A 12,188-nucleotide genomic window follows, 5' to 3' on the forward strand; every position below is an offset into this window, starting at 1 on the left:
GCGCGCCGAGATCGAGGCCATGCCCACCCCCAACGAGCTCGTCCCCCAGCTGGAAAGACTCACCGCCGAACACCGCGGCACCACCGCGAACTGATCGGCGAGGCCCGCCCGGGGTCCCCGGAGGTCCATCGAGGGCGCACCGGAGGTTCCCGGCACCGGGGGTCCCTGGATGTCTGCCTGGGTCACAGCGGAGATCCGGCTCGGAGGTCCCCGGTGTCAGGGGTGCCCGGCTCGCGGCCGGGGACCCCTGACACCGGGGACAGGCGGGGGTCAGGCGGGGATCAGGTCCGGGCCACGTGCGGGCTGAGCGCCGAGGTGAGGCCGCGGACGCTCTTGAAGGCCCGGGGGTCGATCGTCTCGAACGCCACGTCGATCCCCATCTCGTCGCGGATGTGGCTCACCAGGAGCGCGGTGTTGAGCGAGTTGAGGATCCCCCACTCCAGCAGCGGCGAGTCCTCGCCGAGCTCCCCGCCGGGGTCGCCCGACAGGAACCGCTCCCGGATGAAGGCGAGCAGCCGATCCGATATCTCCCGCTCGGACAGGTCGGTGGTCACGATGGTCTTCTCCTTCACAGCTGGCCGTACGGCGTGGTCCCGGAGCCCAGCGCGGCCCGGTCGATCTTCCCGTTGCGGGTCCTGGGCAGCTCGTCCACGAAACGGATCTCGTCGGCGATCATGTAGGGCGGCAGCCGTTCCGCGCTGTGCCGCTTGAGTCCCAGCACGCCCGGCGTGGCGCCGGGCGCGGGCAGCACGAACGCGCGCAGCCGCGCGTCGGCGCCCTCGCCGCTCACGACCACGACGACGCCCGCCACCTGCGGGTGGCTGCCGAGGACGGCCTCGACCTCGCCGAGCTCCACCCGGTAGCCGCGCACCTTCACCATGTGGTCGCGGCGGCCGAGGTAGTCGAGCGACCCGCCGGGGAGCACCCGCACGACGTCCCCGGTGCGGTACGGGCCCTCCTGGGGCTCGCGTCCCCAGTAGCCGAGCATCACGGTGGGTCCCTCCACGACCAGCTCGCCCTCCTCGCCGACCCCGGCCTCCCGGCCGTCCTGCCGGATCACCCGTACCGTGTCGCCGCAGGCCGCGCGGCCGATCGGCACGGAGCGGTCGCGCGCCAGGTCGGCGGGGACGACCTCGTGGAAGGTGCAGACGTTGGTCTCCGTCGGGCCGTAGAGGTTGAGCAGGCGCGCGCCGGTCCAGGCGGCCAGGTCGCGGACCCCGGCGATCGGGAAGGGCTCGCCCGCGAAGAGCAGCGCCCGCAGCGAGGCGGGCGCGGGCGCGTCGAGCAGGCCGCCGTCGCGCATCATCAGGGTGAGCGCGGAAGGGACGGAGTACCAGACGCTGACGCGCTCGCGGCGCAGGAACTCCACCATCCGGGCGGGCGCGTAGGCCAGCTCGGCAGGGACGGGGCAGACCGTCGCCCCGGCCGAGAACGCCGCGTACAGGTCCAGCACCGACAGGTCGAAGGTGAACGGCGCGTGGTTGGCGAACCGGTCGTCCGGCCGGGCGTCCAGCTCGGCCGCGGCCCAGTCCACGAAGGCGCGGGCGGCGCGGTGAGTGACGCTCACCCCCTTGGGGACGCCGGTCGAGCCCGAGGTGTAGAGCACGTACGCCAGGTCGCCGCCCCCGGCCGGGTGGTCGACCGGGGCGGGCCGCCCGCCGGGCGGGAGGTCCCGGTGCGCGTCGAGGTCCACGGCGCGCACGTCCGCCCCCAGACCCTCGGCGATCGACTCCAGCCGGTCGCCGGTGGCGCACACGGCGCGGGGACGGCAGTCGCGGACCAGGGCGGCCACCCGGGCCGCGGGCGCGGTCTCACCGGCCGGTACGTAGGCGGCGCCCAGGCGCAGCACGGCCTGCATCGCCACCACGGTGAGCGGCGACTTCCCCGCCCAGATCACCACGCGGTCGCCGGGGCGCACGCCCTCGCCCGACAGCGCGTGCGCGAGGGCGTCGGCGCGCCGGTCGAGCTCCCGGTAGGTCATCTCGCCGGTCGGCCCGGCGAGGGCGAGGTTCTCCGGGAAGCGGGCGGCGGCGTCGATGAGGAGCCGGTGCAGGCTCACAGGCCCGACCTTCCTGGGAGCCGGGCGTCGCGGAGGTGTGCCGAACGCAGGTTCACAGTCCTCTCGTGGCGAGGTCTTGGTGTGGGAGCCGGGCGTACCGGGTGCGGGTTCACAGGCCCAGCCCCCTCGCGACGAGTTCCCGCTGGATCTCCGTGGTGCCCGAGAAGATCGTGCTCGGCACCGCGTCGCGCAGCTGCCGCTCGACGCCCGCGGCGCCGAGGTAGCCGGTCGCGCCGAAGACCTGGATCGCGTCCAGGCTGTTGGCGACGGCCGCCTCCGAGACGGCGATCTTCGACAGCGCGGCGTCGGTGGCGGCGCCGGAGTGTCCCTCGTCCAGCGACCAGCACGCCCGGTAGAGCAGCAGCCGCGCGCCCTCCAGCCGCTGCTTCATCGTGACCAGCCGGTGCGAGACCGCCTGGAAGTCGCCCAGGGCGCGGCCGAACTGGCGGCGCTTCCGCGCGTGCTCCACCGCGTGCCGCAGCTGCTCCTCCATCATCCCGAGGTAGACGGCGGGCAGGCAGGCCCGCTCCCACGCCATCGAGCCCTGGAAGACGGCGCTGCCCCGGCCCTCGGCGCCGAGCCTGAACCGGGCGGGCACCCGGCACCCGGAGAACTCCACCCGGCCGGCCGGGCAGCCGTCGAGGCCCATCTTCGCCATCGGCTCGCCCACGCTCACGCCCGGCAGGTCGCGGGGCACCGCGAAGGCGGTGACCCCGAGGAAGCCGAGGCCGGGGTCGGTGGTGGCGTAGGCGACCAGGAGGTCGGCCGCGGGCGCGTTGCTGGCGAACGACTTGACGCCGTCGAGCACGTAGCAGTCGCCGTCGAGCCGGGCGGTGGTGGCGAGCCTGCTCACGTCGGAGCCCGCCTCGTCCTCGGTCATCGCGTTGGCCGCGACCAGCGCCCCGGAGGCCAGGCCGGGCAGCAGCTCCCCGCGCGCCGCGTCGCCCGCGTTGTCGCGGACGGCGACGCAGCACGCCAGCAGGTGCGCAGAGACCGCGAACGCCAGGCCGGTGTCGCCGCTGCCCCGGGAGAACGCCTCCAGGCACAGCGCGGTGTCCAGGGCGCCGAGGCCGCCGCCGCCGTACTCCCCGGGCAGGCACAGGCCGGTGACGCCCAGGTCGGCGGCGGCCCGCCAGCGTTCGCGGGTGAACGGCTCCCGCGGCGGTCCCGGCTCCTCGTGGAGGCGCTTGCGCGCGCCGTCGAACACCGCGTCGCGCCGCTCGCTCCGCGCGCCGCCGAGACCGAACTCCATGGGCCCGTGCCCCCTTTCCGAGTGATGTCCTAGACCCAGGAGGGGGTTTCGAGGATCTTCAGGACCGCGCACGAGATGGTGATGCCGGGACCGATGCCGCCCAGGAGCACGTGGTCGCCGGGACCGAGCTCCCCGGTGGACAGCAGGTGGTCCAGGGAGACCAGGTGGTCGCTGGCGCCGAGGTGGCCGACGGTCCTGGCGTAGTCCCAGCTGGACTTCGACATGGGCATGCGCAGCACCGACATCCACCGGTGCTCGACGGCCTCGGGGGAGAGGCTGGTGAAGATCGTGCGGCTGAGGTCCCCCACCTTGACGTCGGCCTCGGCCAGGGTCCGGCTGAGGACCTGCATCATCCGCTGTTGCACGATGACCCAGGCGAGCGCGAGGTCGCTGTCGGCAGAGCACATCCGGCCGAACTCCTCGGCCCGCGCGCCGAAGTCGACGGCCTCGCCGGTGGTGGCGCTCGGCGGGAAGAGCGGGGTGCCCGCGCGGTGCAGCTCCTCTGCCTCGGGTACGGAGATCGAGCTCACCGAGAGCAGCCGGGCGAAGCCGGGCTCGCGGCCGAGCACCACGGCGCTGCCCGCGTCGCCGAGCACGAAGTCGGGCCCCGAGCACCAGCGGTCCATCCGGGCGGTGCCGAAGTTGTCGGCCGTGACGATCAGCGCGTCCCGGCGGCGCGGATCGCCCGCCATGAACCCGCCGGCCAGCTCCAGGGCGCTCAGCACGCCGTTGCAGCCCTGGCGCATCTCCAGGGCGAGGAGGTCGCCGCCGACGAGGTGGCGCTGCAGGTAGTACTGCGGCGACCAGCCGTCGGGGCCCTGGTGCCAGACGTCGGCGTACAGCATCAGCCCCAGGGCGCCGGTGCCGCCCCCGCCGCGCGAGACGGCCTCCCGCGCGGCCCGCAGCGCCATCTCGGGGGCGGGGATGTCACCCGCCACCGCCGCTCCGAGCATGTCGTGGACCTTGGCGTGCTCGGCCGAGCACAGTCCTTCCGCGACGGCCGACTCCACGCTCACCGTCGGCGGGACGAACGTGCCGATCCCCCGGACGAAGATCTCTGGTGTGCGCACTGCCCTGCCTCTCTGCTCGCTCAGGCCCGGCCGGACGGGGAACCGGAGTGCTGAGAGTCCAGTGGCTCCGGGGTCCCGTTCCGCAGCTGGGAGGTCGCCTCCAGGTAGCGGTCGATCACGGTCCGGTGGTAGCCGGGGCCGAAGCCCATCTCGGTGACCGCGGGCACCAGCCGCCGGAGCTTCTCCACGGAGATGTGGTGGGACGTTCCCTCGTCGATGATCTGCCTGCGGGCCGTGACGCCCAGCCGCGCCTCAAGGTGGTCGACGATCAGCTTGACCGGTACGGACTCGCCGGTGGCCACGTTGACCACCTGCTGGGTGATCCCGGTGGCCAGCAGCAGGTCGATGACCCGCACCCAGTCGGTGATGTCGATGATGTCCCGGCGCGCGCTGCGGTACATCGTGAGATTGTCGGAGCGGATCTGCTCGATGAGCGAGGGGATCAACCGGTTCGCGGGCACGTGCGGGCCGACGACGTAGCCGAGCCGCAGGACGAGGTGTCGCACCCCGGAGTCCTGGATCCGTCCCTCCAGCGCGAGCTTGTGCCAGCCGTAGGGGGTGACGGGCTCCACGGGCTCGTCCTCGCGGCCCCGGCAGCCGGCGCCGCCGTACATGCTCATCGACGCGGTCGAAAGGAAAACGAGGATCCGGTCCTGGCGGCGGCTCTTTTCGATCGCCTCGTCGACCAGAGCGGTTTCCCGTTCGTAGTCGGAATCGGAATTCTTCCACAGGGACACACCGGCGGCGAGAATCGTCACCTCAGGATGCGCGTCGTCGATCGACCGCAGGTGCCTCGCGAGAAAGCCATTTCCGATGATCTCCATTCCCAGCACCGCTTTCCAGCTCTGGAGGTTAACGTATCGGTTCCGCTCGTCACCATATAGCGGAGCTCTGAATAAGAAAGCACCCGCCGCCCGCGGCCGGAAGACGGTTTGTCCCGCCAGCGAGACAGGTATGCGTTCTCCGGCACGGGCGGCCGTACGTTCTCGGGCGTTTTCTCCGGGAGGCGCCGGGAATTCCGGCGCCCGCGCCGCGCACGTCCGGGGGTGGCCGGGTCACGTGCCGGGCCCGGGGAGCGCGGGGGAGGGGGCCTGCCCCTTCTTCAGCGGCTCCCACCAGCTGCGGTTGTCGGCGTACCACCTGGCCGTCGCCGCCAGTCCGTCCGCGAACGGGGTGAGCGGCCGGTAGCCCAGCTCGGCCGTGATCTTGGAGCTGTCGACGGAGTAGCGGCGGTCGTGCCCCGGCCGGTCCTCCACCGGGACGACCATCGACCAGTCGGCCCCGGCGATGTCCAGCAGCGCCCCGGTCAGCTCACGGTTCGTCAGCTCGGCGTTGCCGCCGATGTTGTAGACCTCGCCCGGCCGGCCCCGCCAGGCGACCAGGGCGATGCCCCGGCAGTGGTCGTCGACGTGCGTCCACTCGCGTACGTGCAGGCCGTCGCCGTACAGCGGCACCGGCTCCCCGTCCAGCAGGTTGGTGACGAACAGCGGGATGACCTTCTCGGGGAACTGGTAGGGCCCGTAGTTGTTGGGGCACCGGGTGATCGAGACGGGGAAGCGGTAGGTGCGCGAGAACGCCCGCGCCAGCAGGTCGGCCGCGGCCTTGGAGGCCGAGTACGGGGAGTTGGGTTCGAGCGGGTGGCTCTCCACCCACGAGCCCGTCTCGATGGACCCGTAGACCTCGTCCGTGGAGACCAGCACGAACTTCCCGACGCCGCCGCGCAGCGAGGCCTCCAGCAGCGTCTGGGTGCCGACCACGTTGGTCGCGACGAAGTCGGCCCCGCTGTCGATCGACCGGTCGACGTGGGTCTCGGCCGCGAAGTGCACGACCAGGGAGACGCCCCTGGTCAGCCGCGACATCAGCGAGGCGTCGCAGATGTCGCCCTGGACGAACTCCAGCCGCGGGTCGTCGGCGACGGAGGCCAGGCTCTCCATGGTCCCGGCGTACGTCAGCTTGTCCACGACGACGACCCGGGCGTCCTCGAACCCCTCGTACGCGCCGGAGAGCGCGTGCCGCACGAAGTTCGAGCCGATGAACCCGGCACCGCCGGTGACCAGGATCCGCATGTGGATGCACCTTTGCTGTCAGTTACGCGAGTGATCGGGCGATGTCCATGACGTATTGGCCGTATGCCGACTGCCTCATCTCGGTGCCCCGGTGGTAGCAGGCCTCGGCGTCGATGAACCCCATGCGCAGGGCGATCTCCTCCAGGCAGGCGACCCGCACCCCCTGGCGGCGTTCGAGGATCTGCACGTACTGGCTCGCCTCCAGCAGGGACTGGTGCGTCCCGGCGTCCAGCCAGGTGAAGCCGCGTCCCAGCTGCACCAGGCTCGCCTTGCCCTGCTCCAGGTAGACCCGGTTGACGTCGGTGATCTCCAGCTCGCCCCGGCCCGAGGGCCGCTGCTCCCTGGCGATGTCCACGACCTGCTTGTCGTAGAAGTACAGGCCGGTGATGGCCTGGTCGGAGCGGGGGCGCTTCGGCTTCTCCTCGATGGAGACGAGCCGGCCGTCGGCGTCCAGCTCCCCGATGCCGTACCGCTCGGGATCGCTCACCGGGTAGCCGAACATGACGCACCCGTCCAGCTCGTCCTGGGCCCGGTGGAGCAGGTCGGGGAAGCCCGCGCCGTGGAAGAGGTTGTCGCCCAGCACCAGCGCGCAGGGGTCCCCGTCGATGTGCGAGTCACCCAGCAGGAACGCCTCCGCGATCCCGCGCGGCTCCGGCTGCGGCACGTAGCCGAAGTTCACGCCCACCTGGGAGCCGTCGCCAAGAAGCGCGCGCAGCGACGGAAGGGCGTCCGGCGTGGAAATGATGAGGATGTCGCGTATGCCGGCCAGCATCAGCACCGCGATGGGGTAGTAAATCATTGGCTTGTCGTAGATGGGAAGCAACTGCTTGGAGGTCGCGAGGGTCAGCGGATGCAAACGCGTCCCGTTTCCTCCGGCAAGGACGATGCCTTTCATCGGAGCTCCTGCGTTTTCGTCTGCGGCGGTGCCTGAGACTACTGTTCCGGCTCATCGGGAAATCAACCCCCGGCGTCCCGCGAAATGGTATTGCCTTTCCGCCGATCAAATGTGATAGGGCTTGAGACGCCTCCCGGCGGTGACCGGGGTACAGCCTTCGCCACTTCTGCCACTTCGCGTTCGCGCGCCCGGAAGGACGACCATGCGTATTCTGTTCGCTACCTATGCGGAGAAGTCACATTTCCTGGTCATGGTTCCGCTGGCGTGGGCGCTGCAGGCCGAGGGGCACGAGGTGCGGGTCGCCAGCCAGCCCAACCTGACCGACGTGATCACCCGGTCGGGGCTGACCGCGGTGCCGGTGGGCCGGGACCACGGCCTCTGGCGGGCCAACAGGGCGTTCGGCTTCTTCGACCCCCGCAAGCAGACGCTGCCCTTCTTCGACGTGGTGGGCGACGACCCCGGGCGGCTCACCTGGGACCACCTCAAACAGGGGTACGTCCAGTTCGTCCCCTGGTGGTGCCGCATGGTCAACGAGCCGATGATCGAGGGGCTGACCGAGTTCTGCCAGAAGTGGGAGCCCGACCTGGTCATCTGGGAGCCGGTCACCTACGCCGGGCCGATCGCGGCCAAGGCGTGCGGCGCGGTCCACGCGCGGTTCATGTGGAGCCTGGACCTGTTCGGCCGGATGCGCGGCCACTACCTGCGGGTGAAGGCGGAGCAGCCGCCGGACGACCGCGAGGACATGCTGCAGACGTGGATCACCGCGCACAGCCGCAGGTTCGGCGTGGAGTTCTCCGAGGAGATGACCACCGGCCAGTTCACCATCGACTACACGCCGCCCTCCCTGGAACTGCCGCCCGACCCGGCCTCGGGCCCGGAACCGCACCGCGTCCCGCTGCGGTTCATCCCGTACAACGACCGCGCGGTGATCCCGCCCTGGCTGCGCGCCGCCCCCGAGAAGCCGCGCGTCTGCCTGACGCTGGGGACCACCTCGGCGGAGAACCTCGACGGCTACCTGGTACCGGTCCAGGACATCCTCGACGGGCTCGCCGACCTCGACGTGGAGATCGTCGCCACGCTGCCCGAGAACCACCAGGCGGAGCTGGAACGGGTGCCGGACAACGTCAGGCTGGTCAGCTTCGTCCCCCTGCACGCGCTGCTGCCGACCTGCTCGGCGGTGATCGACCACGGCGGGAGCGGCACGTTCTTCACGACGCTGGCGAGCGGCGCGCCCCAGCTCGTGCTGCCCAACCTGTTCGACGAGCCGCTGCGGGCCCGCTACCTCGCCGAGCGGGGGGCGGGCCTGACGATGCACAGCAGCGAGGCCACCGGCGCCGGGGTGAGGCAGGCGCTCCTGCGGCTGCTTGAGGAGCCCTCCTTCGCCGAGGAGTCCCGCAGGATCCGCGACGAGATGAACGCCATGCCGACCCCCGCCGAGGTGGCGGCCCGCATGGGGGACCTCGTCGACACCTACCGCGCCGCCGCTCCGGCCGCCATCCCGGCCGCCGGCCACTGAGAGGGACGAGAGCATGTACGAGGCCGAGCTGGCGGACGTCTACGACGCGATCTACCGGGGGCGTGGCAAGGACTACGAGGCCGAGGCGGCGACCGTCGCGGAGCTGGTCCGCGAGCGGCTCCCCGGAGCCTCCTCCCTGCTGGACGTGGCGTGCGGGACCGGGTCGCACCTGAGGTTCTTCGCCGGGCTCTTCGACCACGTCGAGGGGCTGGAGCTGTCGGCGGACATGCTGGCCGTGGCGAGGACGCGGATGCCCGGGGTGCCCGCGCACGAGGGCGACATGCGCGACTTCGCGCTCGGCCGCGCCTTCGACGCGGTCACCTGCATGTTCAGCTCCATCGCCTACATGCGCGACGAGCGGGAGCTGGCGGCGGCGGTCGGGCGGATGGCCGCCCACCTGGTCCCCGGAGGGGTCCTCGTGATCGAGCCGTGGTGGTTCCCCGAGACGTTCCTCCCCGGCTACGTGGCCGGGGACGTGGTCACCGTGGAGGGCCGTACCCTCGCCAGGGTCTCGCGCTCGGTGCGGGAGGGCGACGCGAGCGTGATGGAGGTCCACTACGTGGTGGCCGACGCCGCCTCCCCCGCCAGGCACTTCACCGTCACCCACGTGAACACCCTGTTCACCCGGGAGCGGTACGAGGACGCCTTCACCGAGGCGAAACTGCGGGTGGACTATCTGGAGGGCGGCCCCTCCGGGCGCGGGCTGTTCGTCGGGACGCTGGGGTGACCCTCGGGGCGCGGGCCGTTCGTCGGGACGCCCGGATGACCCTCGGGCCGGGCGTACAGGAAGTTCTGGATGATGGGCGGGAGCCGCTCCCTGACCTGGGGCACGCCGTAGACCTGTGCCTGCCGCACGGCGACGGTCAGGTTGGGCAGCTCCGTCTCCAGCCAGGTCCTCGCCTGCTCGGGGCACTCGAAGCGGACGATCGGCACCCCATCGGGCGCGGGGAGCGGCGGGATGATGGGACAGCGCCTCGGGTGCAGCAGGCGCAGCGCGGTGTCCGCGGTCCGCACGTAGTGGCCGAGGACCCGTGAGACGGCCGCCCGCCTCGCCTGATACGGCATCTCGGCCACGGCGCGGTCCTTGGCGTACGCGCGCAGCATGCCGTCGTGGTACCGCAGCCGGTTGCCCGGCGTGACCCGCAGCAGGTGCCCGCTCAGCAGGTAGTCGACGGTCTGCCTCGCCCGCTCGCAACCGACGTCCGCCATGACCGCGGTCGCCGTCAGGTCGAAGGTCGAGCCGTCGTGCAGGCTCATGAGGCGGAACATCTCCGCGGCGTCGTTGGGCAGCGCCCGGTAGGAGGAGGAGAACACCGACCGCATGGACGACTGCTCGTCGGACTCGGTGTCGGGGCTCTCCAGCAGGTCGTCCCGCCCCGGCGGCGTCCGGCCGGCGCTGCTGAGCCCCACGTGGAAACGGCTCGTCATCCGCTCCGCCGCGATCCGCAGCGCGATCGGCAGGTAGTCGCCGACCTGGCAGAGCCCGTCGACGAGGTGGTGCTCGGCGTACCCGTTCGCCTGCCTGATGACGTGCCTGACCAGGGTGGCCGCGTCGTCCTTCGGCATGAGGTCCAGCGTCATCCGCAGGGCGCCGTCGCGGGTGGTGAGCCCCGACAGCCTGTTCCTGCTCGTGACCAGCACCAGGCACGACGGGTCGCCGGGAAGCAGCGGGCGCACCTGCTCCGCCGACCTGGCGTTGTCCAGCACGATGAGGATCCGCTTGCCCGCCACGAGGCTCCGGTAGCGGCTGGAGCGGACCTGGAGGTCCTCCGAGGGCTTGGGAGTGCTCCCCAGCCCGGCCAGCAGGTGGTCGAGCGCCTCGGCCGGCTTCATCGGCTGGCCCGCGTTGGAGAACCCCCGCAGGTCCAGGTGGAGGTGGCCCCCGTCGAAGCGCTCGGCGAGCCCGCGGGCGAAGCGCAGGGCGAGCGCCGACTTGCCCACCCCGGGAGCGCCGCTGATCAGGATGACCCCGGCCTCGTCCAGGATGTCGGCCGCGGAGACGAACCCCTCCAGCCTCTTCAGCTCGCGGAGCCGCCCGGTGAACCCCGGGACGTCGCGGGGGAGCTGGGCGGGGGGCGGCGCGACCGGCTGCGAGACGGCGGCGCCGCTGGAGGTCAGTGTCAGCGGGGAGTCGGATACCGGCATGGGCGAGCGGAGGGTGCCGTTCAGGATCTGGTCGTGGCACCGGCGCAGGTCCTCTCCCGGCTCGATGCCCAGCTCCTTGATGAGCAGGCGCCGCACGCTGTGGAACTGTTTCAGCGCGTCGGCGCGGCGCCCGCAGCGGTAGTGGGCGACCATGAGCAGGTAGTGGAGCCGTTCCCGCAGGGGATGGGTCCGGACGAGGCTGGACAGGTCGCCGATGATCTCGTTGGCGCGGTCGGCCTCCAGCAGGAGCTGCGCGCGGTCCTCGATGGCGGTGAAGCGCAGCTCGTCCAGGCGGATCCGCTCGGCGTCCGCCAGCGGGCCGACCGCGCCGCCGAACGCCGGTCCGCGCCACAGGGCCAGCGCCGTGTCCAGCTTCCGCACCGCCTCGGACCAGGTTCCCGAGCGCTGCAGCTCTCGTACGCTCTCCAGGTGCCTCTCGAAGACCTGGGCGTCTATCTTGCGGGGGTCGAGCTTGAGCAGGTAGCCGTTGCCGTCGGCCACCAGGAGCTCGGAGGGCGCCCTTCGCGGCCGTTTCGGCTCGAAACTACGCCGTAGTCGCGCTATGTAAGTGTAAATACTGCTTTCAACTGTCGTAGGTGGATTTGGGCCCCAGACGGCATTGATCAATTCCTGTCGGCTGAGTGTGGTTCTGGGGCGTGTGGCCAGTACGGCGAACAATGTCCGTTGCGTGGGGGAGCCCAGGTCGAGCTCATGATCGCCCCGCATCGCCCGTACCGGCCCGAGTAGATGTACCTGTAGCAGGTCGTTCAACGACGCTCTCCCAATCTCAGCCCGCCCGGAGATGCGATGGAAGGACTCCTGAGCGCACGCTCAGGACCAAACGCTCGGACCTACGCATATAGCCATATCTGGGGGAACGAAGCGTCGGCAAGGGAGGTTCCTTGGGTGACGTTATTGTTACCTGAGTCCCAGAAGTCACTTCGGAATCCCCGATCACTCCCGTAACAGATGTCTCGCTGGCGGGACATCGCGTTACGCCCTGGCGCCGGGGCGGGACTCCGGGCACCGGCGCGGCGGCCGTGAGGGGCACGGGTGTGGCCGGTCGGGACGCTCCCGGCACCGGGACCGGTCGCGCGGGAGGGTGCGGGACGGCGGGCGGTGAACCGGGTGGCGGCCCCGCTGCCGCCGGCCGGGAAAAAGCGCCCGGCCCTTGTGAAACACCGG

10 protein-coding genes are annotated in these 12,188 nt (G+C 71.5%); 2 read left to right on the forward strand and 8 right to left on the reverse strand.

The genetic code is table 11. From position 1 onward, the window contains the following. Positions 1-281: 281 nt before the first annotated feature. The 7 genes from ACSC1Q_RS37135 to rfbA form a co-directional block, all read right to left on the reverse strand. The gene (locus ACSC1Q_RS37135; RefSeq protein WP_436763409.1) at positions 282-554 is read right to left on the reverse strand and encodes a phosphopantetheine-binding protein; all 273 of its coding nucleotides are present in this window, start codon (positions 552-554) and stop codon (positions 282-284) included. A gap of 14 nt (positions 555-568) precedes the next feature. Continuing rightward, entirely contained in the window at positions 569-2,059 is a 1,491-nt protein-coding gene (locus ACSC1Q_RS37140) for an amino acid adenylation domain-containing protein (RefSeq protein WP_436763410.1), read from the reverse strand. Between the two features lie 109 nt (positions 2,060-2,168). Then, positions 2,169-3,311 carry an acyl-CoA dehydrogenase family protein gene (locus ACSC1Q_RS37145; protein WP_436763411.1) on the reverse strand — a complete coding sequence of 381 codons (1,143 nt, stop codon included), beginning with the start codon at positions 3,309-3,311 and terminating at the stop codon, positions 2,169-2,171. A gap of 29 nt (positions 3,312-3,340) precedes the next feature. Continuing rightward, positions 3,341-4,381 (reverse strand): ketoacyl-ACP synthase III family protein, encoded by a 1,041-nt coding sequence (locus ACSC1Q_RS37150; protein WP_436763412.1) that lies wholly within the window; start codon positions 4,379-4,381, stop codon positions 3,341-3,343. A gap of 20 nt (positions 4,382-4,401) precedes the next feature. Then, on the reverse strand, positions 4,402-5,205 hold the full coding sequence (locus ACSC1Q_RS37155) for an NAD-dependent epimerase/dehydratase family protein (protein ID WP_436763413.1): 804 nt from the start codon (positions 5,203-5,205) through the stop codon (positions 4,402-4,404). Positions 5,206-5,436: 231 nt separating this feature from the next. Then, the gene (gene rfbB / locus ACSC1Q_RS37160; RefSeq protein ID WP_436763414.1) at positions 5,437-6,447 is read right to left on the reverse strand and encodes a dTDP-glucose 4,6-dehydratase; all 1,011 of its coding nucleotides are present in this window, start codon (positions 6,445-6,447) and stop codon (positions 5,437-5,439) included. A 22-nt stretch (positions 6,448-6,469) separates the two neighbouring features. Continuing rightward, a complete protein-coding gene (gene rfbA, locus ACSC1Q_RS37165) occupies positions 6,470-7,342 on the reverse strand; it encodes a glucose-1-phosphate thymidylyltransferase RfbA (RefSeq protein ID WP_436763415.1) in 873 nt (290 codons plus the stop codon). Positions 7,343-7,544: 202 nt separating this feature from the next. On the opposite strand from rfbA, the gene ACSC1Q_RS37170 reads away from it, so the two are divergent. Together ACSC1Q_RS37170 and ACSC1Q_RS37175 are read left to right on the forward strand one after the other, a co-directional pair. Beyond that, positions 7,545-8,858, forward strand: coding sequence for an activator-dependent family glycosyltransferase (locus ACSC1Q_RS37170; protein ID WP_436763416.1), 1,314 nt, complete (start codon positions 7,545-7,547; stop codon positions 8,856-8,858). A 13-nt stretch (positions 8,859-8,871) separates the two neighbouring features. Beyond that, entirely contained in the window at positions 8,872-9,585 is a 714-nt protein-coding gene (locus ACSC1Q_RS37175) for a class I SAM-dependent DNA methyltransferase (RefSeq protein WP_436763417.1), read from the forward strand. Here ACSC1Q_RS37175 and ACSC1Q_RS37180 read toward each other — a convergent pair. Further along, complete coding sequence (locus tag ACSC1Q_RS37180; protein ID WP_436763493.1) at positions 9,531-11,729, reverse strand: AfsR/SARP family transcriptional regulator; 2,199 nt, start codon at positions 11,727-11,729, stop codon at positions 9,531-9,533. The two genes, ACSC1Q_RS37175 and ACSC1Q_RS37180, sit on opposite strands and share 55 nt — an antisense overlap. Positions 11,730-12,188: the final 459 nt, after the last annotated feature.

The organism is Streptosporangium heterodermiicola, from assembly GCF_051390675.1.
Taxonomy (GTDB): domain Bacteria; phylum Actinomycetota; class Actinomycetes; order Streptosporangiales; family Streptosporangiaceae; genus Streptosporangium.